This is a genomic window from Massilia sp. S19_KUP03_FR1, from assembly GCF_036688685.1.
Lineage (GTDB): Bacteria > Pseudomonadota > Gammaproteobacteria > Burkholderiales > Burkholderiaceae_D > JALYUM01.
Window position 1 is genome coordinate 1 of the sequence record NZ_JAQQPS010000017.1, and the last position, 23,711, is coordinate 23,711.

The 23,711-nt window shown below is 61.8% G+C and carries 24 protein-coding genes and 1 tRNA gene; 14 read left to right on the forward strand and 11 right to left on the reverse strand.

The genetic code is table 11. The features are described from left to right. Positions 1-87: 87 nt before the first annotated feature. Together V6M87_RS18550 and ispB are read right to left on the reverse strand one after the other, a co-directional pair. Positions 88-164 (reverse strand) — tRNA-Pro (locus V6M87_RS18550). Between the two features lie 93 nt (positions 165-257). Then, positions 258-1,247, reverse strand: a complete 990-nt coding sequence (gene ispB / locus V6M87_RS18555; protein WP_332878139.1) for an octaprenyl diphosphate synthase — start codon at positions 1,245-1,247, stop codon at positions 258-260. Between the two features lie 262 nt (positions 1,248-1,509). Between ispB and rplU the strand changes: the two genes are divergently transcribed. From rplU to proB, 5 genes are all read left to right on the forward strand, one after another. Next, positions 1,510-1,821, forward strand: coding sequence for a 50S ribosomal protein L21 (rplU, locus tag V6M87_RS18560; protein WP_106760570.1), 312 nt, complete (start codon positions 1,510-1,512; stop codon positions 1,819-1,821). Between the two features lie 40 nt (positions 1,822-1,861). Then, entirely contained in the window at positions 1,862-2,149 is a 288-nt protein-coding gene (rpmA, locus tag V6M87_RS18565; RefSeq protein ID WP_332878140.1) for a 50S ribosomal protein L27, read from the forward strand. Positions 2,150-2,237: 88 nt separating this feature from the next. Beyond that, the gene (obgE, locus tag V6M87_RS18570) at positions 2,238-3,350 is read left to right on the forward strand and encodes a GTPase ObgE (protein ID WP_332878141.1); all 1,113 of its coding nucleotides are present in this window, start codon (positions 2,238-2,240) and stop codon (positions 3,348-3,350) included. Positions 3,351-3,352: 2 nt separating this feature from the next. Next, positions 3,353-3,775 carry a hypothetical protein gene (locus tag V6M87_RS18575; RefSeq protein ID WP_332878142.1) on the forward strand — a complete coding sequence of 141 codons (423 nt, stop codon included), beginning with the start codon at positions 3,353-3,355 and terminating at the stop codon, positions 3,773-3,775. Continuing rightward, a complete protein-coding gene (proB, locus tag V6M87_RS18580) occupies positions 3,772-4,887 on the forward strand; it encodes a glutamate 5-kinase (RefSeq protein WP_332878143.1) in 1,116 nt (371 codons plus the stop codon). Before V6M87_RS18575 ends, proB begins: the two co-directional genes overlap by 4 nt. Here the strand turns inward: proB and nth are convergent. Both nth and rsxB read right to left on the reverse strand, forming a co-directional pair. Continuing rightward, positions 4,855-5,547: an endonuclease III gene (nth, locus tag V6M87_RS18585; RefSeq protein ID WP_332878144.1), complete on the reverse strand. Its 693-nt coding sequence runs from the start codon at positions 5,545-5,547 to the stop codon at positions 4,855-4,857. The genes proB and nth overlap by 33 nt on opposite strands. Continuing rightward, positions 5,544-6,206 carry an electron transport complex subunit RsxB gene (gene rsxB / locus V6M87_RS18590; RefSeq protein ID WP_332878145.1) on the reverse strand — a complete coding sequence of 221 codons (663 nt, stop codon included), beginning with the start codon at positions 6,204-6,206 and terminating at the stop codon, positions 5,544-5,546. The genes nth and rsxB overlap by 4 nt, the downstream gene beginning before the upstream one ends. Before the next feature lie 134 nt (positions 6,207-6,340). On the opposite strand from rsxB, the gene V6M87_RS18595 reads away from it, so the two are divergent. Further along, positions 6,341-6,787, forward strand: coding sequence for an RcnB family protein (locus V6M87_RS18595; protein WP_332878146.1), 447 nt, complete (start codon positions 6,341-6,343; stop codon positions 6,785-6,787). A 67-nt stretch (positions 6,788-6,854) separates the two neighbouring features. Here V6M87_RS18595 and V6M87_RS18600 read toward each other — a convergent pair whose 3' ends face one another. The 4 genes from V6M87_RS18600 to V6M87_RS18615 all read right to left on the reverse strand — a co-directional run bounded on the left by V6M87_RS18600 (position 6,855) and on the right by V6M87_RS18615 (position 11,474). Continuing rightward, positions 6,855-8,090, reverse strand: coding sequence for a polyhydroxyalkanoate depolymerase (locus V6M87_RS18600; protein ID WP_332878147.1), 1,236 nt, complete (start codon positions 8,088-8,090; stop codon positions 6,855-6,857). A 215-nt stretch (positions 8,091-8,305) separates the two neighbouring features. After that, complete coding sequence (locus tag V6M87_RS18605) at positions 8,306-9,403, reverse strand: NAD(P)/FAD-dependent oxidoreductase (RefSeq protein ID WP_332878148.1); 1,098 nt, start codon at positions 9,401-9,403, stop codon at positions 8,306-8,308. Between the two features lie 126 nt (positions 9,404-9,529). After that, a complete protein-coding gene (fdxA, locus tag V6M87_RS18610) occupies positions 9,530-9,853 on the reverse strand; it encodes a ferredoxin FdxA (RefSeq protein WP_332878149.1) in 324 nt (107 codons plus the stop codon). 226 nt (positions 9,854-10,079) lie between these two features. Next, positions 10,080-11,474, reverse strand: coding sequence for a hypothetical protein (locus V6M87_RS18615; RefSeq protein ID WP_332878150.1), 1,395 nt, complete (start codon positions 11,472-11,474; stop codon positions 10,080-10,082). A gap of 181 nt (positions 11,475-11,655) precedes the next feature. On the opposite strand from V6M87_RS18615, the gene V6M87_RS18620 reads away from it, so the two are divergent. Continuing rightward, positions 11,656-11,937, forward strand: a complete 282-nt coding sequence (locus V6M87_RS18620; RefSeq protein WP_332878151.1) for a polyhydroxyalkanoic acid system family protein — start codon at positions 11,656-11,658, stop codon at positions 11,935-11,937. Here the strand turns inward: V6M87_RS18620 and V6M87_RS18625 are convergent. Both V6M87_RS18625 and V6M87_RS18630 read right to left on the reverse strand, forming a co-directional pair. Next, on the reverse strand, positions 11,934-12,188 hold the full coding sequence (locus tag V6M87_RS18625; RefSeq protein WP_332878152.1) for an acyl-CoA-binding protein: 255 nt from the start codon (positions 12,186-12,188) through the stop codon (positions 11,934-11,936). The two genes, V6M87_RS18620 and V6M87_RS18625, sit on opposite strands and share 4 nt — an antisense overlap. 169 nt (positions 12,189-12,357) lie before the next feature. Further along, positions 12,358-12,711: an FKBP-type peptidyl-prolyl cis-trans isomerase gene (locus V6M87_RS18630; RefSeq protein WP_442920615.1), complete on the reverse strand. Its 354-nt coding sequence runs from the start codon at positions 12,709-12,711 to the stop codon at positions 12,358-12,360. Positions 12,712-12,888: 177 nt separating this feature from the next. Here V6M87_RS18630 and V6M87_RS18635 point away from each other — a divergent pair, with 177 nt between their 5' ends. The 6 genes from V6M87_RS18635 to V6M87_RS18660 all read left to right on the forward strand — a co-directional run bounded on the left by V6M87_RS18635 (position 12,889) and on the right by V6M87_RS18660 (position 21,330). Next, positions 12,889-13,860, forward strand: a complete 972-nt coding sequence (locus tag V6M87_RS18635; protein ID WP_332878153.1) for a YVTN family beta-propeller repeat protein — start codon at positions 12,889-12,891, stop codon at positions 13,858-13,860. Positions 13,861-13,883: 23 nt separating this feature from the next. Continuing rightward, complete coding sequence (locus V6M87_RS18640) at positions 13,884-14,657, forward strand: polysaccharide deacetylase family protein (protein WP_442920618.1); 774 nt, start codon at positions 13,884-13,886, stop codon at positions 14,655-14,657. After that, entirely contained in the window at positions 14,654-15,622 is a 969-nt protein-coding gene (locus V6M87_RS18645; protein ID WP_332878154.1) for a sterol desaturase family protein, read from the forward strand. Before V6M87_RS18640 ends, V6M87_RS18645 begins: the two co-directional genes overlap by 4 nt. Continuing rightward, positions 15,622-16,446, forward strand: a complete 825-nt coding sequence (locus V6M87_RS18650) for an EI24 domain-containing protein (protein ID WP_332878155.1) — start codon at positions 15,622-15,624, stop codon at positions 16,444-16,446. Before V6M87_RS18645 ends, V6M87_RS18650 begins: the two co-directional genes overlap by 1 nt. A gap of 196 nt (positions 16,447-16,642) precedes the next feature. Then, positions 16,643-19,939, forward strand: coding sequence for a transglycosylase domain-containing protein (locus tag V6M87_RS18655; RefSeq protein ID WP_332878156.1), 3,297 nt, complete (start codon positions 16,643-16,645; stop codon positions 19,937-19,939). Positions 19,940-19,989: 50 nt separating this feature from the next. Next, on the forward strand, positions 19,990-21,330 hold the full coding sequence (locus V6M87_RS18660) for a TAXI family TRAP transporter solute-binding subunit (protein WP_332878251.1): 1,341 nt from the start codon (positions 19,990-19,992) through the stop codon (positions 21,328-21,330). A gap of 200 nt (positions 21,331-21,530) precedes the next feature. Here V6M87_RS18660 and V6M87_RS18665 read toward each other — a convergent pair whose 3' ends face one another. Further along, positions 21,531-21,989: a rhodanese-like domain-containing protein gene (locus V6M87_RS18665; protein ID WP_332878157.1), complete on the reverse strand. Its 459-nt coding sequence runs from the start codon at positions 21,987-21,989 to the stop codon at positions 21,531-21,533. A gap of 282 nt (positions 21,990-22,271) precedes the next feature. On the opposite strand from V6M87_RS18665, the gene glnA reads away from it, so the two are divergent. Continuing rightward, positions 22,272-23,687 carry a type I glutamate--ammonia ligase gene (gene glnA, locus V6M87_RS18670; protein ID WP_332878158.1) on the forward strand — a complete coding sequence of 472 codons (1,416 nt, stop codon included), beginning with the start codon at positions 22,272-22,274 and terminating at the stop codon, positions 23,685-23,687. Positions 23,688-23,711: the final 24 nt, after the last annotated feature.

The following is a 23,711-nucleotide window of genomic DNA, read 5'->3' on the forward strand; positions in this document are numbered from 1 at the left end:
GGCGCCCACGTTTGCATTGATCGGCGACGCAAGACGCTGACAGCAAAACAGCCGCGCTGTTGGCGGCTGTTTTTTGAAGGGACTGCATGGTCGGGGTGAGAGGATTCGAACCTCCGGCCTCTACGTCCCGAACGTAGCGCTCTACCGGGCTAAGCTACACCCCGACGGCAATGCGAGCCTGAAAAAAGAAACGGGAAAGCAGAATGTAATTCCGCTTTCCCGTCATTGTCAATTGCTACTGAACGTACGTGGCTGGATCAGTGATTGCGGTCCACCGCAAACGTGCACAACTGCAGCAAATTCTGTTTGAATTCCGTCTCCGGCAAATCGGCAATCGCGCTGGCGGCGCGGTCGGCGGCCCTCACGGCGGCGTCGCGCGTGTAATCGAGCGCACCGCTGCTGGTGACGGCGGCGAGCACCGCGTCGAAATGCGACTCGTCGCCGTTTTCGATGCATTCGCGCACCAGCTCGCGCTGGGCCCGCGTGCCGTTTTCCATCAGCCAGATCAGCGGCAGCGTCGGCTTGCCTTCGCGCAGGTCGTCGCCGACGTTCTTGCCGATTTCAAGGGCGTCGCCAGCGTAGTCGAGCACGTCGTCGATCAGCTGGAAAGCGGTGCCGAGCGAGCGGCCGTATTCACCAGCGGCCTCGATGTGCGCCTCGCCAGCGCCGGCGACCAGGGCGCCGAGCTGAGCGGCCGCTTCGAACAGCTTGGCTGTTTTCGAGCGGATCACGTTCAGGTAACTTTCCTCGGTCACATCCGGGTCGTGCATGTTGAGCAGCTGCAGCACCTCGCCTTCGGCAATCACGTTGGTCGCATCCGACAGGATTTGCTGGACCCGCATATCGTTCAGGCCGACCATCATTTGGAATGAACGCGAATAGAGGAAGTCGCCGACCAGTACCGACGCGGCGTTGCCAAACAGGGCGTTGGCGGTCTGGCGTCCGCGCCGCATCGACGATTCATCGACGACGTCGTCGTGCAGCAGCGTGGCGGTGTGGATGAACTCGACGGTGGCGGCCAGCTCGTGGTGGGCGACACCCTCGTAGCCGTGGGCATTGGCAAGTAACAGCACCAGCACGGGACGGATGCGCTTGCCCCCGGCGCTGATGATGTATTCGGCGATTTGATTGACCAGGCTCACCTCGGAATGCAGGCGCTGACGGATCACCCGGTTGACAGCCTCCATGTCGGTGGCGATCGAGTGGGCAATATTGTTCTGCTGTGCGGGTAGGAGAGCGGCGGACAAGGCGAACCTGCGAGTGACGATAGTGCCAGCATTATACGGCATGCACGCAGGCGCCGTCCCCGCGCAGGCGGGGACGCGTACCACCTTGATTTCACGAGGACGTCAACGCGCAAGTTGTCGACATACCACGAACAGAAGCAACGTGGATGACTTTTGACGAGGATTTGTGTTCCGTGTATAATCTGCGGTTCCCCCGGTTGCGTATCAGTTTCATGGCATGTGCCGAGGGCATTTTATTTATCATTTGATGAGGTTTTCAATCATGTACGCGGTCATAAAAACCGGTGGCAAGCAATATAAAGTTGTCGCTGGCGAAAAACTTAAAGTAGAACAGATACCGGCAGACATTGGTTCCGAACTCACCATCGATCAAGTCCTCGCAGTAGGCGCGGGCGACACCATTAAATTTGGTGCGCCATTGGTCGAAGGTGCAACGGTTCTGGTTACTGTTGTGGCACACGGTCGTCACGATAAGGTGAAGATTTTCAAGATGCGTCGTCGTAAGCACTACCAGAAGCACCAAGGCCATCGTCAGAACTACACCGAAATCCAAATCGTCTCGATCAACGGCTAATCGCTGTTCGTCCAGTAACCAGAGCTATCAGGAGCATTAAATGGCACACAAAAAAGGCGGCGGCACAACGCGCAACGGCCGTGACTCAGAAGCAAAGCGCCTCGGCGTTAAAGTCTACGGCGGCCAGGCTATCAACGCCGGCGGCATCATCATCCGTCAGCGCGGCACCCCAGTGCGCGCAGGCGAAGGCGTCGGCACCGGCAAGGATCACACCCTGTTCGCGCTGATCGCAGGCAAAGTCAAGTTCGTTAAAAAAGGTATCGGTTCGAAGCAGTTCGTTACCGTTATCGCGAACGAAGCAGTTGCAGTTGAAGCCGTAGCAGCGTAATCAGGTAGTACGATCTGTAAGGCGCAAGCCTTCCATCGAAAGGCTCTGCCCAAGGTAGAGCCTTTTTAGTTTTTTGGCGGTACAAAACATGAAATTTATCGACGAAGCAAAAATCGAAGTCATCGCCGGCGACGGCGGGAATGGCTGCGCCTCGTTCTGCCGCGAAAAGTTCCGTCCATTCGGCGGGCCGGACGGCGGCGACGGCGGCAAAGGTGGATCGATCTGGGCTGTTGCAGACCGCAACATCAATACCCTGGTCGACTTCCGCTATTCGAAAATGCACAAGGGCAAAGACGGCGAGCCGGGTCGCGGCGCGGATTGCTACGGCAAGGGCGCTGACGATATCTATATGCGCATGCCGGTCGGCACCCTGATCGTCGATAACAACAACGGCGAGATCATGGCCGATCTGACCGAACACGGCCAGATGGAACTGCTCGCCAAAGGCGGCGAAGGCGGCTGGGGCAATATCCACTTCAAGTCGTCGACCAACCGCGCGCCACGGCAAAAGACCGAGGGCAAGGAAGGCGAACGGCGCGAACTGCGCCTCGAGCTCAAAGTCCTCGCGGACGTGGGCCTGCTGGGCATGCCGAATGCCGGTAAATCGACCTTCATCACGGCCGTGTCGAACGCGAAGCCGAAGATTGCCGATTACCCGTTCACGACCTTGCACCCGAATCTGGGCGTGGTGCGCGTGTCGCACGAAAAAAGCTTCGTCATCGCCGATATTCCCGGTCTGATCGAAGGCGCATCGGAAGGCGCGGGCCTCGGCCACCAGTTCCTGCGCCACCTGCAGCGCACCGGTTTGCTGCTGCACATTGTCGACTTCTCGGGATTCGGCGAAAACGTCGACCCGGTCAAGGAAGCCAAGGCGCTGGTGCGTGAACTCGAAAAATACGATGAGGAATTGCTGAACAAGCCACGCTGGCTGGTTCTCAACAAGCTCGACGTCGTGGACGAAGAAGAGCGCAAGAAAAAGGTCAAGGACTTCATCAAGAAGATGGCCTGGAAGGGTCCTTACTTCGAGATCTCGGCCTTGAGCCACGACGGTTGCCCGGAACTGGTTAACGCCATCTACAAGCACCTGGAAGAAAAGAAAGCGCAGACCTTCCGCGCCGAAGAAACCCAGATGACCGAAGAAGCGCGTGGCATTGCCTCGATCGATCCGGACGATCCGCGTTTCAAGATCCTCGAAGACTGATCTTGGCAGTATCCCTGTCGCGTGCGGGTTTGCGTGCAAGCTTGCGCGCACGGCTGTTATGGCTGTGCGCGACCGCCAGTTCGCTGGCGGCGCTCATTGCCTTGCTCGACCCTGACCGGGTCGCGCGCGCGACCGGGGAGTTTTTGATTGGCGTAAACGGCTACAGCCAGTTCTACGCAAGTTATGTCGGAGTCCGTGTCGCTACCGCGGCACTGGCTTACCTGGCAGCCGGACGGCGCGATCAGCCCCTCCTTGGCGACCTGACAGCCATGTTCCTGTTGGCGCCCCCCGCGGGCCGCCTGATCGCCGCGTTTGCGATTGGCTTGCCTACCGGATTTCTGTTTGCCGTCTGTGCGCTCGAATTGCTGGCCGGCCTCGCGCTGCTGGCATTGCGTCCGCCGTCCACGCCCTTGATTCCGCCATGACCCTTATCCAGCACGCTTCCCGCATCATCGTCAAAGTAGGTTCCTCGCTCGTCACCAATGACGGCCGCGGCCTCGACCACGCGGCGATTGCCCGCTGGGCCAGTCAGATTGCCGCTTTGCGCGCTCTCGGCAAGGAAGTCGTCCTGGTCAGTTCGGGCGCGATCGCCGAAGGCATGCTGCGGCTCGGCTTCGAGAAGCGCCCCACCGATATCCACGAATTGCAGGCCTGCGCCGCCGTCGGCCAGATGGGCCTGGCCCAAATCTACGAAACCAGTTTTCGCGCGCATGGCATCGGCACGGCGCAAGTGCTGCTCACGCACGCCGACCTGGCCGACCGCGAACGCTATCTGAATGCCCGGTCAACGCTGACCACCTTGCTGCGCCTGGGCGTGGTGCCGATCATCAACGAAAACGACACGGTCGTCACCGATGAAATCAAGTTCGGCGACAACGATACCTTGGGCGCGCTGGTGGCGAACCTGATCGAAGCCGATGCGCTGGTCATTCTCACCGACCAGCGTGGGCTGTTTTCCGCCGACCCGCGCAAGGATCCCGCCGCGCACCTGATCGCCGAGGCGCAGGCTGGCGACCCGGCGCTCGAAGCCATGGCGGGCGGCGCCGGCAGCAGCATAGGCCGCGGCGGCATGCTGACCAAGGTGCTGGCGGCGCGCCGTGCGGCCCGTTCGGGCGCATCGACCGTGATTGCCTGGGGCCGTGAAGAGGACGTCCTGACGCGCCTGGCGCAGGGCGAGGCGATCGGCACCCAACTGACCGCGCCAACCGGGCGCCTGACCGCCCGCCGCCAGTGGCTGGTCGATCACCTGCACACCACGGGCGAGGTGATGCTCGACGCCGGCGCCGTGCAGAAGTTGGTCAAGGAAGGCAAATCGCTGCTGCCGATCGGTGTCACCCGCGTGGCGGGTGAGTTCGGGCGCGGCGCGCTCATTACGTGCGTCGGGCCGGATGGCGTGGCGGTGGCGCGCGGGCTGACTAACTACACCAGCATCGAAGCGCGCCGCATCATGCGGCAGCCATCGAGCAAGATCGAGGGCATCCTCGGGTATATGGAAGGTCCGGAGTTAATCCACCGCGACAATATGGTCTTGCTGTAACGCCGCCGGCGCCATGGCGCCTTCGGGTGCCGGCGTCTTCGCCTTGAATTCGCACAGGTCGGCAATCAGGCAATTCCAGCACAGCGGTTTGCGCGCGATGCAGGTGTAGCGCCCGTGCAGGATCAGCCAGTGATGCGCATCCTGCAAAAAATCCTTCGGCACGAATTTCAATAACTTCTGTTCGACAATCTCGACCGTCTTCCCCGGCGCGATATTGGTCCGGTTCGCCACCCGAAAGATGTGCGTGTCGACCGCCATCGTGGGCTGCCCGAACGCGGTATTGAGCACCACATTCGCGGTCTTGCGGCCCACGCCCGGCAAGGCCTCCAGTGCCTCGCGCACGGGCGGCACTTCGCCGCCGTATTGATCTACCAGGATCTGGCAGGTCGCAATCACATTTTTCGCCTTGTTGTTGTACAGGCCGATCGTGGAGATATACGTTTTCAGTTCATCGACGCCCAGCGCCAGGATCGCAGCGGGCGTGTTTGCCACCGGGTACAGCTTGCGCGTGGCCTTGTTCACGCCCACGTCGGTCGACTGGGCCGACAGCAGCACGGCAATCAACAGTTCGAATGGCGTGGTGTATTCGAGCTCGGTTTTCGGATGCGGATTGGCCTGGCGAAAGCGCTGGAAGATGGTCAGGCGTTTGGCGGGATTCATGTCGGCGTGCCCTTGTTGCGTGCGCGCTCGAGGGCGGCGGCGATGATGGCGCGCTTGCGTTCCTTCTCGGCCAATTCTTCCGGCGTGTTGGTGGTCTCGGCCGTCACGTCGCGCATTTTCTGGACTGCCTTGGCCGCGAGCCGTGCATCGTTTTCAAGCCGCTCGCGCGCCAGCCTGGCGGTCCTGAAATCGTGGCGCGCGCGCGCAGCGTCCGCCTCCGGCTGCGACCAGGCGTCCCAGCCGGTCGTGGTGGTAACCGGCACCATCGCGATGCAATCGACCGGGCAGGGCGCCACGCACAGGTCGCAGCCGGTGCACAGGTCGGGCAGGATGGTGTGCATCTGCTTCGACGCGCCCAGGATGGCGTCGACCGGGCAGGCCTGGATGCACAGCGTGCAGCCGATGCACAGGCTTTCGTCGATGACGGCCACCGGGCGCGGGCGCTCTACGCCGTTGACCGGATTGATGGGAATGACGGTGCGTCCCGTGGCGCTTACCAGGCGACGGACACCTTCAATGCCGCCCGGCGGGCACTGGTTGATGTCCGCTTCACCCGCTGCGATGGCTTCGGCATACGGCCGGCAGGCGGGGTAGCCGCACTTGGTGCATTGGGTCTGCGGCAGCAGGTCCTCGAGAATGTCGGCGAGCGGTTTGGTCACGGCGTAGGCGAAAGTGGCAAAGACGTCATTATCCTGCAAATTTGCCTGATTTTACAGAAGGTTGCCTAGCGAACAGAGCGTGATGCGAAAAGGGTGTCTACTAGAAAACATACACCAAGACCAAGGAAACTATCATGTTCAAGAAACTCCTCATTCCAGTACTGATCGCAGCGACCATCTCGAGCGTGGCGGTGGCCCAGGACCGCGGCCAGGACCGCGGCCGCGATGACCGCAACCGCGGTGATAATATGCAACGCAATAACGATAACAACCGCGACAATAACCACCGTGGGAACGATCACCGCGGCAATGACCGCCGTGACGACCACCGCAACGATTATCGTGGCAACGACCAGCGCGGCCCGATGGCCCACAACCGCGGCGCCGGCCCGCGCCACGACCTGCGTCGCGGCGGCCGCTTGCCTAGCGAGTATCGCAACCGCCAATACGTCGTCAACGACTGGCGCGGTCATCGTCTGAGCTCGCCGCCACGTGGTTACCAGTGGGTGCAGACGGGCAGCGATTATGTGCTGGTGGCGGCTGCGACGGGCTTGATTGCGTCGATTCTGCTGAGCCAGTAACTCGCAGCCTGTACCAATCAAAAATGCCGCGAAATTCGCGGCATTTTTGATTTCGGCGGCGCCTCGATCAACCGTGCGCCTTGATGAACTCACCAATCTTCGGTGCAATGATCTCGCGCCAGCGGCGGCCCGAGAAGATGCCGTAGTGCCCGCACTTGGGTGCTACGAAATCCTGCTGCATATGGGCCGGAATGCCGCTGCACAGTTCGTGCGCGGCCTGGGTCTGGCCGGCGCCGGAGATATCGTCCAGCTCGCCCTCTACCGTCATCAGCGCCACCGTGGTGATGTCTTGCGGTCGCACCAGCTGCCCACCCACTTCCCAGGTGCCCATCGGCAGGCTGAAGTCCTGAAACACGGTCTTGATCGTGTCCAGGTAGTACTCGGCGGGCATGTCCAGCACCGCGTTGTACTCATTGTAGAACTGGCGGTGCGATTCTGCCGGCTCGTCGTCGCCCAGCACCAGGTGCTGATAGAACTCGCGATGGCTTTGCGCGTGGCGGCCCGGGTTCATAGCGATGAAACCGGCGTGCTGCAGGAAGCCAGGATAAACCTTGCGGCCGTAGGCAGGGTAATTGGCCGGCACCGCATAAATCACGGTGTTCTCGAACCACGAGAACGGCTTTTCGGTCGCCAGGTCGTTGACCGCGGTCGGCGACTTACGCGGGTCAATCGGGCCGCCCATCATCGTCATCGTTTTCGGCAGCTTGTCGTCTTTTTGCGTCGCCATCAGTGAAATGGCGGCCAGCACCGGCACGGTTGGCTGGCAGACGGAAATGACGTGCAGGTCCGGGGCGAGCAGACGGATGAAGTCCTGGACATAATAAATATAGTCGTCCAGGTGGAACGGGCCGGCCGACAGCGGCACCATGCGGGCGTCGGTCCAGTCGGTGATGTAGACGTCGTGACCTGGCAACAACCCGCGCACGGTGTCGCGCAGCAGGGTGGAATGGTGGCCCGACAGCGGCGCAACCAGCAACACTTTGGGCTGGTTCAGGGCGGCGCGCGCGGTGTCGCTCAAGTCCTTCTTGAAATGCAACAGTCGGCAGAATGGTTTTGTGACAACTGTGTATTCGATGATGCCGACCTGCGCACCCTCGACCATGATGCTGTCGATGGCGAATGCCGGTTTTTCGTAATCCTTGCCTAAACGGTACATCAGCTCGTATCCAGCGGCGATCCGCTGCGAAAACGGTGTGTGGGCAAATGGGGAGACGGGGTTGGAAAACAGTTTGGATGACGCGTCAGCCCACTGCATCAGCGGCGTCAGGAGCGACCGTTGTAATTCGTGCAGTTGGTAAAGCATATTATTCCTTCAATAAGTGCAACATCGACAAGCAAACATTTACGTGTCGCATTGCAACATAGCATGGCTTATTCACGCGGGATACAACTATATATCGTTATGGAGTTTGCGGCACACAACAAGCGTGATCCGTATGTTATCCGTACCACATGGACCCCGGATACGAAAATGCCCCGTACTGGACGGGGCACTGGTGGATGTTGCGTTTGATCTGATCAGTCGAAAACCGGCGTTTCGACGCCGAGGATCTTGTGCAGCTTCGGCGAGGTCGTCGTGTATTGCATGTGAATCTTCTTGTCAGGGAAGATGTACGGCGCGGCGCCGAACGCGGCCAGCGCGGCTTCATGGAAACCCGACAGGATCAGCTTTTTCTTGCCCGGGTAAGTGTTGATGTCGCCCACGGCGAAGATGCCCGGCACATTGGTTTCAAACTTTTCCGTGCTCTGCACCTTCAGCTGACGGCGTTCGATGTCGAGGCCCCAGTCGGCGATCGGGCCTAGCTTTGGCGACAGGCCGAAGAAGACCATCAGCATGTCCAGCGGCACGCGGCGCGTGACGCCGTCCGGGCCGGTCACCTTGATTTCGGACAGCTGGCCGTCTTTTTCGTCGAATCCGCTGATCTGGCCGGTGATCAATTGCATTTCGTATTCGTCGCACAGGGCTTTCATCTTGGCGACCGAGGCTGGCGCGGCGCGGAAGTCGTCGCGGCGGTGCAGCAGCACGACGGATTCCGCCTTGCCGACGAAGTTCAGGGCCCAGTCGAGGGCCGAATCGCCGCCGCCGCAGATGACCAGGTTCTTGCCGTGAAACTGGGCCGGATCCTTGACGCGGTAGTGCAGTTGCGTGCCGTGGAACTTGTCGATGCCCTCGACCTTGATGGTGCGCGCCTGGAACGAGCCGACGCCGGCAGCGATGAAGATGGTCTTGGTGATAAAGCGCGTGCCGGTCGATGTCTCGACATTGAAACGGTTGTCTTCACGCCGTTGTACGCCGGTGACTTCCTGCGACAGGTGGAAGGTTGGCTCGAACGGCTCGATCTGTTTCAGCAGGTTGTCGGTCAATTCCTGGCCGGTGCAGACAGGTACGGCCGGGATATCGTAGATCGGCTTGTCGGGATACAGCTCCACGCACTGGCCGCCGACGGCTGCCAGTGAATCGATGACGTGAGCCTTGATTTCCAGCAGGCCCAATTCGAAGACCTGGAACAGGCCGACCGGACCGGCGCCGATGATGACGGCGTCGGCCTCGATGGCGCCGGCAAAAGAACTGTTGGGAGCGATGCTGCCCGCTTCATGGGTGGCATTGATAGTCATGCGCGATTCCTGTTGATTTTGAGGTGTTTCGGTGGCGCGTAGTGTGCCACGGATGGCGCGCGCCTGCTTGCGGGCTGCTCGAGCCGCAAAGGTATGCCAACGCCGTTTGTGAACGGCGCCTTGTGTTTAACGTACCAGCTGGCCGAGCTTTTCCTTGACGTCTTTCCACTGGTCCGCATCGGGCAGTGGCGCCTTGGTCTTCGTAATCGAAGGCCAGGTACGCGCAAGGTCGATGTTGATCTTGATGAAGTTCATCTGCTCGGACGGCACGTCTTCCTCGGCGAAGATGGCATTTACCGGGCACTCGGCCACGCAGACGGCGCAATCGATGCACTCGTCGGGGTCGATGACCAGGAAATTTGGGCCTTCCCGGAAACAATCTACCGGGCATACATCAACGCAATCGGTGTAGCGACAGCTGATGCACGATTCGGTGACAACGTGGGTCATAACGTTCCTATCAATTTATTGTGTGGTGCGAGGGTGCAGCGCGTCGGGACGAACGAAACCCGCCTGACTTGGCAAAGCACTGTATTTTAGGGCAATTTCGCTCTCACGACAAATGGGGCTTAGACGCAAATCGAATAAGCAAATGTGGTCGGTGCTTGATCACCGGCGCATCCTGGCTGTGCCAAGGCTTTGCATTGAAAGGTGAACTTTCACGTGGGATTGGTCCTTACCCCGCTGGCCCGGTCCGCCCATGCTGCGCGCACCACTGCGCCAGTGCATTGACTTCCTGCGCCAGGATCGCCTCAATGTTGTAATACTCCGGCAAGTTCATGGTGCCGCAGCAGGCGCGCCGGTCTTGCACCGTGCCGGGGGCATCGACCACCGCCGGCGCCAGCGCCACGTTCGGCACGTCCTGCGGCGCCGGCGCGGGCGCCGTCACCACCACTTCCACCACCTCGCGCGCACTGAAGCGGTCGCGGATGAAGCTGGCGTAGTCGGGCGGTTTGGCATCGCGCGCGACCAGCGCATGCATTTGCACCACCACATCGGCATACGTGGCGGCCCGGTCCGGTGCCGCAATCAGGCTGCGCAGCACCAGCCCGCGCAGGTAAGCGCCCACTCTGTGCAGCACGGCGGCGTCGTCTTCGAGCGCCGGATTGCGCTCGAAGGCGAACAGGTCGGCCAGGATGTCGTAGATGGCGCCCGTAAAAACCTGGGACAGCGCGTGCACCTCGTTGCCCGCATCGGACAGGGTCAGGTTGTTGTCGGCGTTGCGCAGTCCGGTGGTGGTGCCGAGCGAGAGGCCGAACTGCTCGGCGATGTCGGCCAAAAACGTCTTGTCGTGCAGGCGCGCCTTGGTCTGGGCAATCACCGCTTCGCACTGATCGAGTTGCGCCAGGGCCAGAAAGATGGCGGTCAGGTCGCCGAACGACTCGTGCAGGCCGCCGGTCTGCGGCGGGTTGTCAGCCAGCAGCCAGTTCGGTTTCAGGCCATCGAGCACCGCGTGGCCGGTCTCGTGCGAGACGATGTCGAACGAGCGGCAGGTGTAGACCCGCTCTTTCTGACCAGTGGGGATGAAGTCGCCGAATTTCAGGCAGCCCTGCGCGCGGCTGTAGAACGCGTTCATTACGTTCGGCAAGCCGTACGGGAACACTTGCAGCGGGGCCGTGTCGACGCTGCTGTTCCATTGCCAGGGCAGCGGCATCTCGGCACCGGCGGCGGACAAGGCGCGCTGGTACATCGTCAAGGTCTGGCGCACGACGGCGAAGGTGTGGACCGCGTCGAATTGGGGCGTGTCGGGCTGCGCCACGAAGTCGCCGAACGCATTCGGCGCCACCGGGTCGATGCCGGCGCCGGACGCGATACGCGCGTCGCGCGGACCGTCCAGGATCAGACCGGGCAAGAACGCCTTCCTGGTGCCGATTTCGTCAACTGACGGATCCTGTTTCCACATCAGCACGCGCGCGCCGAAGGCGTAGGGCAGGGGCACCGGCGTGTCGGCAGCGCCGGGCGCACCGGCACGAGGTGTGCCGGGCTGGTCGAGCAACTGGGCGGTCTTGCGGTGCTGGCGGTATGCGGCGGTGGGAGTCGGGATATAGCCGACCGGGGGTGCTTGCTCCATGACTGCTCCTCAAAAGATCTGCTGAGACATGCTCTGGAGAAATGGTCGCGGGTTATCAACAGACCATATTGATGCGGATCAATTGCGCTTGAATAAAGAACCCTGTTGGCATCATCAGAATGCAACTGGCATCATGGCGGATTGCCTGGCGTGTCGACCAGGCGCACTCGGAAAGAATGGCATGGCAGAGATCAGTATCGTGCAGGAACACAGCATGACGGCACCAATGGCGCGCGCGGCGGCGCAGAAGGTCGCGGACAAGTTTGCCACCGAATATGGCGTGGCATGCCGCTGGGAGGGGGAGAACGTGCTGCGCTTCGAACGCACCGGCGTGGACGGCGCGCTGACCCTGGGCGAACATCGCGCCGCCCTGCGCATCAAGCTGGGCTTTTTGATGGGCGCTTTTGCCGGCGCGATCGAATCGAAAGCCGCCGACAAGATGCGCCGGGTTTTCAGTACTTAGTCTTGCAGGTCTGCTACCAGGTCGATGTATTGCTGCATGGCGTCGTCCTGCGAGGTGCCTTTCAGCGCCTCCCATGCATCGAACTTGGCGCGGCCGATCATGTCGGTGAAGCCCGGGCGCTCGCCGCTGGCGTCGCCTTTCGAACCCTGCTTGAACAAGGCGTACATTTTCAACATGGTCATGTTGTCAGGACGCTCGGACAGGTTTTTCGAATCGGCCTGGGCCTGGGTAAATTGGTCTTGCAAGCTCATGGGGAAACTCCTGGTTAAGTAAAAATCAAAGCGCAGGGATGGTAGCGCACGGGTGCGTTGCACACGGGCTTTTGAGCAGAACTTTAGAGGGGATCTTCAGGAGCAGCGTGCGCACAGCAGGCGCGCACGCTGTCAAGTCATGGTTCCCGGCGAGCGCCGGGACAGGGCTTTAAACCGCCAACAGTTCGACGTCGAAAATCAGCGTCGCGTTCGGTGGAATCACGCCGCCGGCGCCGCGCGCGCCATAGCCCAGCGCTGCTGGAATGGTCAAACGGCGCTGGCCGCCGACTTTCATGCCTTGCACGCCTTCATCCCAGCCCTTGATGACCTGGCCGGCGCCCAGCGAAAACTGGAACGGGTCGTTGCGGTCTTTGCTCGAATCGAATTTGGCGCCCTGGGTGCCGTCGTCGTTGCGCAGCCAGCCGGTGTAATGCACGGTCACGTGCTGGCCTGCTTTGGCCTCGGCGCCTTCGCCGCTGACGGTGTCGTCGTATTGCAAGCCGGAATCAGTAGTGGTCGACATAATTTTCCTTGTGTGGTTCGGTCTAAAAAGCGGATTGTAGACGATGGCATGTCATTTCGCTACGCGCACGCTTTTCACAAGGTTGTTGCACCGTGGCTAGTATTCTCACCGACGCTCCTTGCGAGGGTGGGATTTCCACTTACAATAACGTTTTAGCCCCTTCAAGCGAACCACCCCATGTTGCGCAGTTTTCGACAGCTCTGCCTGTCCGTTGTACTTCTCGGGGCCGCTGCGCCTGCCGTCCATGCGAATGTCGTCGTGGTGCTCAATTCGCGCGATGCGACGATCCAGTTGCTGGATCAGCAAACCTATGCCGACAAGGGCACCTTCGCCGTCGGCAAGGAGCCGCACCACCTGATGTCGACGCCGGATAATAAATCCCTGATCGTCGCCAGTTCGGTCGGCAACGAACTCATTTTCCTCGACCCGGTCACCGGCGTGCAGCAGGGCGTGGCCAAGGATGTGCTCGATCCCTACCAGATCGGTTTTTCGCCCGACCAGAAATGGTTCGTCTCGGCCGCGCTGCGCCTGGACCGGGTCGATATCTACCGCTTCGACGGCAAGCGGATGACGCTGGCCAAGCGCGTGCCGCTGGCCAAAATGCCGAGCCACATCGCGTTCAATGCCGACAGCAGCGTGGCCTTCATCACGCAGCAGGGCAACGACCAGGTCAGCGCCATCGACCTGGCCACGCAGACGGTCAAATGGACCATCCCGGTAGGCAAGCTGCCGGCCGGGATCGCCATGACGCCGGATAACAAGCACCTGCTGGTCGGCATCATGGGCAGCGATTACGTCGAAGTCATCGACTGGCGCACGGCCAAGACCGTCAAAACCATCAAGACCGGCGCGGGCGCGCACAACTTCCGCTCGCTGGGCGACAAGCGCCACACGTTTGTGTCGAACCGGGTCAGCAATTCGATCAACATCATCGACACCGTCACCCTGGAAAACGTTGGCCAGATCAATGTGCCGGGCGGTCCCGACTGCATGGAACTGACCGCCGACGGCAAAACGCTGTGGACCACGCTGCGCTGGATCAAGAAGGTCGCCGTGATCGATGTGGCAAGCCGCAAGATCATCAAGATGATCCCGGTGGGCCGTTCGCCGCACGGCGTGTTCTTCGCGAACGCAGCGCCGCGCGATTAGGGGCCAACCTGGTGGCCACCCTTATGCAAGCGCGCGCCATCGCGGCCCTGGTGATGCTGGCAAGCGGTGCCCCGGTGCTGGCGGCGGCCCCCGCTGCCTGCAAAGCCACCGCCTATCTCACCTTCGACACCGGCAGCCAGTCGCAGGCCGAGCTGATTGCCGCCACGCTGAACAAACATGCCATCAAGGCGACTTTTTTTCTCGCCAACGAAAAGACCGTGCGCGGCGACTGGTCGCTCGACCCGTCGTGGTCGGCCTACTGGAAGGCGCGCGTCGCCGAAGGCCACGCCATCGGCACCCACACCTTCGATCACGTCTACTGGCAACAGGATCTGGCGCACGGCGCGATGCTGGTCAAGCCGCAGTTCGGCGCGCACGGTGGCCAGAAGCAGACGATGGATGCGGCCGCCTACTGCCGCGAACTGCGCCGCGTCGACACCCGCTTTGTCGAACTGACCGGCCACCACATCGATCCGATCTGGCGCGCCCCGGGTGGCCACACGTCGCCGAATACACTGGCGGCCGCGCAAGCATGCGGCTTCCGGCACGTGGCCTGGGCCCAGGCCGGCTTCAGTGGTGATGAAACATCGAGCGAAAAATTTTCGAATGCGCAGCTGTTGGCCGGCATGCTGAATCATCTCAAAGATGGCGACATCATCATGGGCCACATGGGCATCTGGTCGCGCAAGGACCCGTGGATGCCGGCCAACCTGGACCCCTTGATTGCCGGCCTGCAGCAGAAAGGCTTTTGTTTCGCTACACTGCGGGAACATCCCGACTACAAAAAGCATCCATGATCGAGCATTTCGCAGATTGGTTCGGCATCGCCCAGGGCTGGCTGTTCGAGACCCTGATCGAACCTGTCATCTATTCCACCGGCTTTGGTGCCTATATCGAAGAAGCCTTCGAAGGCACCGAGTGGTTCATGATGGGCCTGCTCGAAGTGGCGGCGCTGTACATCATCCTGCGTCCGCTGGAGGCCATGATTCCGGTGCAGGCGCTGGCCGACAAGCGCGCCCGCCGGACCGATTTTATTTACACCATGGTGCACCGGCTCGGCCTGTTTTCCATCGCCGCCTTCTTCACCCTCGATCCCTTGATGGACCATGTGGCCGGCCTGCTGCGCCTCGAAGGCGTGCATCCGTTCAACCTGGAATCGATACTGCCAGGGATGTCGGCGGTGACCAGCTTTTTCATCTACCTGGTGGTGCTGGACTTTTTCGAATACTGGTACCACCGCGGTCAGCACAGCATTCGCCAGGGCTGGGCGCTGCACAGTCTGCACCACAGCCAGCGCGACATGAATCTGTGGAGCGACAACCGCAACCACCTGTTGGATGACGTCACGCACGACATTTATCTGGCCGTGATCGCGCTGGCGATCGGCGTCGCCCCAGCGCAGTACGTGCTGCTGGTGTCGGTCTCGCGCGCACTGCAAAGCCTGCAGCACGCGAACGTGCGCATCCATTTCGGCGCTCTGGGCGAGCGCCTGCTGGTGTCGCCGCGCTTTCACCGCATGCACCACGCCATCGGCATCGGCCATGAATCAAAAGGCAAGGACACGCTGGGCGGCTGCAATTTCGGCGTGCTGCTGCCATGGTGGGACATCGCCTTCGGCAGCGCCAATTTCACGCCGCAGTTTGCCGCCACCGGCATCCGCGACCAGCTGGCCGGGCGCGACTACGGGCGCGGCTTCTGGCGCCAGCAGTGGCTCGGCCTGCACCGCCTGGCCGCCACCTTGCGCCGCCGCAAGGCGTCTTGATGCGCGCCGTCTTTCCGTCCTATCGGCGCGCGCTGCGCGCGCAGTTCAGCCGCAAGATGCTGCTGCTGTCGGTGGCGCCGCTGCTCATGTCGGTGGTGCTGTGGGGCGTGGCGCTGACCTTCGGCGCACAGCCGCTGGTCGACACGGTGCAGGCCATCTTCACCGAGCATGGCTGGTTCGCCAGCGGCAGCAGCTGGATGCGCAGCATGGGCCTGGGCATGGTGCAAACCCTGGTGGTCCCGCTGGTCGCCTTGCTGTTGCTGCTGCCGCTGATGATCTGCACCTCGCTGCTGTTCATGGGCCTGGCCGCGATGCCCGCCATCGGCCGCCACGTCGGCACGCACGCCTACCCCGAGCTGGAAAAAAAGCACGGCGGCAGCCTCCTGGGCAGCGTGCTGGTCAACCTGTCGGCGGTGGTGGTATTCATCGTGCTGTGGCTGGTGACCTTGCCGCTGTACTTTTTTGCGCCGCTGGCGTTGCTGGTGCATGCCTTGCTGTGGGGTGCGCTGACGGCGCGCGTGATGAGCTACGACGCGCTGGCCGATTACGCCAGCGCCGACGAACTGCGCATCCTGCGCCAGCGCCACCGGCGCGCACTGCTGTTGATCGGCACGATCTCCGGCGCGGCCGGCGCCTTGCCCGGCATGGCGTGGATCGGCGGCGCCCTGATCTCGGTGGTGTTGTTTCCCGTACTAGCCTTGTTGTCGCTATGGCTTTACCTTGTGATATTCATCTTCACCGGGCTCTGGTTTCAGTACTACTGCCTGCATGCGCTGGCTGCCTTACGTGTTGAAAATCCCGACGTTGTTTTTATGCGAAAATGAGCGGGTCAGATCAAATTAGTTGAACAGTGCTTCGTGCACGAGGTGTCGGTGTGGTGGAATGGTAGCTGCGGATGGCGGCTGTAGATACAGCTTGTCACCGTGACCAGCAACTACCTTTTACGCAACCTCGGCCACGCGCGGCACATGCTTGCAGCGTCGATGGCAGGGAAACAAGAATCATACCGATTGAATCATCATGGATAGCCAAGACCGTTCGCAACGGACCCACCTCGTCGAACGCGCCGCGCGCAAATTGCGCGGTGAATCTTCTCACCTCAGCACTGGAACCGATGATGCCGTGCCCCTCAATGAGGACAGCGTGACGCAGCACGTGCCGCCCCACCTGGCCGTGGTCGGCGCCGTGCCGGCCACCGATTCGTTGGCGCCCGGCGCCGGCGACATCGATCCACCGCCACCCGAAGACCCGCCCCAGCCGCGTTCACAACCGCCGCGTCGCAGCCGCATCAAACCGGCCTTGCTGCTGCTGTTGCTGGTGCTGCTGTCGATGTTCGCCTTCTGGGCCGTGCACGAATCGCGCACCTCGAACATGCAGGCCAGGTTCTTCAGCGAACTGGTGGCCAAGGCCAATTACAAGATGGAAGCGGGCGCCAGCAACGCCATCCGCTTCCCGAGCGACAGCCCGTACGACGAGCGGCTCGGCTACTCGAACCTGCCCGACTATCTCACCAAGCTCAAGGCGCGCGACTATTCCATCGCGGCACAGGCGCACCTGTCGCCGAAGATGCTGGAACTGTCCGACCTGGGCCTGTTCGCCACCTACCGCGAAAAAACCAAGGTCGGCCTCGAAATTCTCGACTGCCGCGCCGCGCCGCTGTTCACATCGCGCTTCCCGGAGCGCTACTACGCCAAATTCGACGAAGCACCGCCACTGCTGGTGGCCAGCCTGCTGTTCATCGAAAACCGCGAACTGCTTGACACCACCTACCCGAAGCGCAATCCGGCAGTGGAATGGGACCGCTTCTCGAAAGCCGTGTTCGACAAATCGCTGCACTCGGTCGGCATCGGCAGCGGCGGACGCGTGGCAGGCGGCAGCACGCTGGCAACGCAAATCGAAAAGTACCGCCACTCGCCGGAAGGGCGCACCAGTTCGCTGTCCGACAAATTGACGCAGATGGCCTCGGCCACCTTGCGCGCCTACCAGGGCGGCGAAGACACCACCGTCGCGCGGCGCCAGATCGTGCTCGATTATTTGAACACGGTGCCGCTGTCGGCCAAGGGCGGCTACGGTGAAGTGAACGGCATCGGCGACGGGCTGTGGGTCTGGTACGGGCGCGACTTCGCCGAAGTGAACCGCGAACTGAAAGGTGATGTCACATCGCCGCAAGCCGTGCTGGCCTATAAGGAGGCACTGTCGCTGATGATCGCCCAGCGCCGTCCGGCCTACTACCTGGGCGCCGGCGAAAAAGACCTCGAAACCCTCACCAACAGCCACCTGCGGGTGCTGGCCCAGGCCGGTGTCATCACGCCGGCATTGCGCGACAAGGCCATTGCCACCGTGCTGCATCCGGCGCTGCACTCCGGCGTGGCGGCGCCGGTGGCCAACACCTTCACGTCGCGCAAGGCGTCGAACGCCATCCGCGCGCATCTGGCCGGCCTGCTGGGCGACTCGCGCCTGTACAACGTCGACCGCCTCGATCTGTCGGTCACTACCACGCTCGACGGCAGCGCCCAGAAGGCGGTTACCGAAGCGCTGCGCCGCCTGCGCGACCAGGAAACCGCAGTGGCTGCCGGTCTCACCGGCAAGGGCATGCTGGGCAATGGCGACCCGTCCAAAGTGGTTTACAGTTTCACGCTGATGGAGCGCGGCAAGGACGTCAATTACCTGCGCATCCAGACCGATAACTACGACCAGCCGCTCGACATCAACGAAGGCGCCAAGCTCGATCTCGGCTCCACCGCCAAGCTGCGCACGCTTGTCACGTACCTCGACATCGTCGACCAGCTGCACCAGCGCTACGAGCCGCAGGATGTGGGGGCGTTGAAAAAGATCGTCATCGATCCGAAGGACCACCTGTCGCGCTGGGCCGTTGATTATTTCCTGGCTGCGCCAAAGGACCGCGGCCTGAAGGCCATGCTGGACGCGGCAATGGAGCGCAAGTACTCGGGCAACCCGGGCGAAGGCTTCTTCACCGGCGGCGGCTTGCATACCTTCGGCAACTTCAGCAAGAACGACGACTCGAAAATCCTGACCGTCACCGAGGGCCTGCGCCACTCGACCAACCTGCTGTTCGTGCGCCTGATGCGCGACGTGGTGCGCTACTACATGTTCCAGTTGCCGGGTTCCTCGGCCGCGCTGCTGGCCGACGCCGATGACCCGCGCCGCGCCGAATATCTGGCCCGCTTCGCCGACCGCGAAGGGCGCGACTTCCTGATGCGCTTTTATCAGAAATACCGCGGCAAGGATGCCATTGAGGCCGAAAAACTGCTGCTGGCCAGCATGCGTCCGACCCCGTCGCGCCTGGCCGCCACCTACCGCACCGTCGAGCCGACCGCCACGCTGGAGCAGTTCGGCAAGTTCGTGCACGACAACCTGCCGTCGGCGAACGAAGTCGATGATGCTCGCGTCGTCAAGATGTATGCAACCTACGATCCGGGCGCGATGTCGCTGGCCGACCGCGGCTACGTGTCGTCGATCCACCCGCTCGAACTGTGGCTGGTGGGTTATATGCGCAAGCATCCGAAAGCGAACTGGGACGAGCTGTCGAAGGCCAGCGTCAAGGAACGCCAGGAAGTGTATTCGTGGCTGTTCAAGACGCACCACAAATATGCCCAGGACCGCCGCATCGCCGGCCTGATCGAAGTCGAAGCCTTCCTGAAAATCCACGCGCAGTGGAAGAAGATGGGCTATCCGTTCGACTCGCTGGTGCCGTCTTATGCCACCACACTCGGCGCGTCGGCCGACCGTCCCGCCGCGCTGGCCGAGATGATGGGCATTATCATCAATGGCGGCGTGCGCAAGCCGGTCGAGCGCATCAATGCGCTGCACTTCGCCGAAAAAACGCCGTACGAAACGCTGGTCAAGCACACGGTTGCCGGCGCGCGCGAGCGCGTCATTTCCGCCGACGTGGCGCGCACCGCGGCCGATGCGATTCGGGGTGTGGTCTCGGACGGCACTGCCAAGCGTGTCAAGGAAGCATTCAAGCAGGCCGATGGCAGCATCATCGCCGTGGGTGGCAAGACCGGTACCGGCGACCAGCGCTTCGATGTCTACGCCAAGGGCGGCCGCCTGGTCGAGTCGCGCTTCGTAAACCGTTCGGCCACCTTCGTCTTCAACATCGGCGAGCGCTTTTTTGGCAGCATGACGGCGTACGTGCACGGCCCCGAGGCCGCGAACTACGACTTCACCAGCGCCTTGCCGGTGCAACTGCTGGTGACGCTGGCGCCGACGCTGATGCCGATGATCGAGCCGCAGAAGTCGGCAACAGCACCGGCAGCGGCGGCGACGCCCGTGCTTAAAACCTGCACGCAGTGAGTGAGGAGCGGCGTGCATCTACAAGGGCCAGCGGGGCAGGTGCAAAAATCCTGACCCGTATCCGCGCCTTCTCCCATTTTTCACTGCGCGACTTTCTGGTCGCTGCCGGTCCGACCATCGTGCTGGTGGCGACAGCCTTGTTCGCCGCGTGGTGGATCGTCGACCCGGCGCCGCCGAAATACGTCAGCATGGCCACCGGCCAGGAAAACAGTGCCTACGATGCGTTCGGCAAGCAGTACCTGCAGCGCCTTGCCAAAAACGATATTGCGGTCACCTTGCAACCGTCGCTCGGCTCGCAGGATAATCTGCAGCGACTCATCGACGGGAAAGTCGATATTGCGTTCGTGCAAAGCGGTTCGGCCGGCGCGGCCCAGGCCAGTGCCGCGGGACTGGAATCGCTGGGCAGCCTGTTTACCGAACCGGTTTGGCTGTTCATGCGCGAACCGGTCGCCGTCACCGAGCTGACCAGCCTGCGTGGCCTGCGCATCAACCTCGGTCCCGCCGGCACCGGCGTGCCCAAATTGTTTGAACAGGTGCTCGACGTGAACGGGGTCGAACTGCAGGACCTGAAAGTCACGTCCCTGGAAAACACCCCGGCCACGATGGCGCTGCTGGACGGCAGCATCGATGGCCTGGTGTTCAGTTCGGCGCCGGAAGCGCCGTTGATCCAGATGCTGCTGCAAACGCCCGGCATCAGGCTGTTCAACTTCGCCCAGGCCGAAGCCTACACGCGCCGCTTGCCGTTTCTGTCGCACGTGGTGCTGCCGCGCGGGATCGTCGACCTGGGGCGCGATATCCCGGCCCAGGATTACCACCTGATTGCGCCGACCGCCACGCTGGTCGCGCGCGCAGACGTGCACCCGGCCCTGATCGAACTGTTCGTGCAGGCGGCGTCAAATATCCATGGCGGCACTGGCTGGTTTCAGCAGCAGGGCCAGTTCCCGTCGCCGCGCTACACCGAGATTCCGGTGGCGCCCGGCGCCGCCAAGTTCTACCGCGACGGCCCGCCGCTGATGCAGCGTTACATGCGTTTCTGGCTGGCCAATCTGTTCGAGCGGATGGGCGTGATCGCGGTGGCGCTGGCTGCGCTGATCATTCCCCTGTCGAAGATTGTGCCGCCGCTGTACGTGTGGCGGATCCGCTCGCGCGTGTACCGCTGGTACGGGCAACTGCGTGCGGTGGAGCAGCAGCTGGCGCAGTCGGTCGACGGCGAGGGGCGGGCAGGGCTGTGCGATGCATTGCTCAAGCGCCTGGACGAAATCGAGGCGGGGGTGAACCAGGTGTCGATTCCGCTGGCGTTTGCCGATTCCCTGTATGGGCTGCGCAATCACATCAATTTTGTCAGGCAGCGGGTGCGAGCGGCGGCGTCGGTCGATGTGGCGAAGCCGTAAGCACCACCGGCATCAAGACCGTCACCAGCATGAAGACCGTCACCAGCATCAAGACCGTCACCCCGGCGAAGGCCGGGGCCCATACAGCGTCGAGCGTACTGTTTCGCTTATTGAGCATGGGTCCCGACGTTCGTCGGGATGACGGCGCGACAGTCGCGGAAAAAAGGGGGGGGATGCGTGCGCTCAAGCCCTTGAAACCGTTACGCCCCCATCCACGGCAAGCCCGCCTTGCACCACCCGCCGACGCTCTTGCGGTGTCCTTCCGCATCCTTGTCGCCTTCGAAACCCTCCAGGATATCGAACGCATTCTGATAGCCCCGCTCGGTCGCCACCCGCGCCGCGTGCCTTGAGCGCACGCCCGATCTGCACAGGAACATCAGCACCTCGTCGCGCGACGCGACTTGATCGAGCTGTTCGGCAAAGACCGGATTGGGCACGCCACCCGGCCAGGTACTCCATTCGACCGCGGCATGCTGTGTGACGGGAATGACGACCTTGCCGACCCAGTCACGTTCAGCATTGGTGCGTACATCGATCAGTTTGACTTTGGGGTCGCCCTGCAACAGCGCATACGCTTCCTGCGGCGTGACGGCGCCGGCATACGGTTGGTCCAGCGCCCGGGTGCGGGCGGCGGCAAGTAGACGTTCGGTGGAACTCATGGCGGTAGCCTCAGTAGATACAAATGCGAATGCACAAAATCGGTGCGCACCATCCGGGTGCGCTGCTGATCGAATGCACTAGTGCGGTGCGTTTTGATCGTGCTCAACAATACTCGAAATCGGCGCGCAAAAGCCTATTCTAAGCGCTCACTACGGGGTTTTCCATTCCTCGCGGGTAGTGGTGTATTGACATTAAGCTGGCATGGATTCTGCTATTATCGCTGGGTGCTCGTGGTGCTGCTAACAAGGCCACCACGCCCCCTTTTCATTTAGGAGAAACGAATGGCAATGTCCGCCGCAGAAGTACTGCAAATGGTTAAAGACAACGAAGTAAAATTCGTTGATTTCCGCTTCGCCGATACGCGCGGCAAAGAGCAACACGTGACGGTTCCCGTGTCGCACTTTGACCTCGACAAATTTGAGTCCGGCCATGCCTTCGACGGTTCGTCGATCGCCGGCTGGAAAGGGATCGAAGCGTCGGACATGCTCCTGATGCCAGACCCGGCTACCGCCAACATCGACCCGTTCATGGAAGAGACCACGCTGTTCATGCAGTGCGACGTCATCGAACCGTCGGACGGCAAGGGCTACGACCGCGACCCGCGCTCGATCGCCAAGCGCGCCGAGGCTTACCTGAAATCGTCCGGCATGGGCGACACCGCCTATTTCGGTCCTGAGCCAGAGTTCTTCATCTTTGATTCGGTGCGCTGGAAAATCGACATGTCCGGCTGCTTCGTCAAAATCGACTCCGACGAATCGTCGTGGGCGACCGATGCCAAGACCGAAGGCGGCAACAGCGGCCATCGTCCGACCGTCAAGGGCGGCTACTTCCCGGTACCACCAGTGGACAGCTTCCAGGACATGCGTTCGGAAATGTGCCTGATCCTTGAATCGCTCGGCATTCCGGTCGAAGTGCACCACCACGAAGTGGCCGGCGCCGGCCAGAACGAAATCGGCACCCGCTTCTCGACCCTGGTCGAGCGCGCAGACTGGACCCAGAACCTGAAATACGTGGTCTGGAACGTGGCCCACAGCTACGGTAAAACCGCCACCTTCATGCCAAAACCGATCGTTGGCGACAACGGCTCGGGCATGCACGTGCACCAGTCGATCTGGAAAGACGGCAAGAACCTGTTCGCCGGCGACGGCTATGCCGGCCTGTCCGATACCGCCCTGTACTACATCGGCGGCATCATCAAGCACGCCAAGGCGCTCAACGCCATCACCAACCCGGGCACCAACTCGTACAAGCGCCTGGTGCCTGGCTACGAAGCACCGGTCAAACTGGCGTACTCGGCCCGTAACCGTTCCGCGTCGATCCGCATCCCGCACGTCGCCAATCCAAAAGGCCGTCGCATCGAGACCCGTTTCCCGGATCCACTGGCCAACGTCTACCTGTGCTTCGCGGCACTGCTGATGGCCGGCCTGGACGGTATCGCCAACAAGATCCACCCGGGCGAAGCAGCGTCGAAAGACCTGTACCACCTGCCGCCGGAAGAAGACGCGCTGATCCCGACCGTCTGCGCTTCGCTGGAAGAAGCCCTCGACGCACTGAACAAGGACCGCGAGTTCCTGACCCGTGGCGGCGTGTTCTCCGATTCGATGATCGATGCCTACATCGAACTGAAAATGCAGGAAGTGACCCGCATGCGCATGACGACCCATCCGGTCGAGTTCGATATGTACTACTCCTGCTAACAAGCAGACAACAACGGGTAGTAA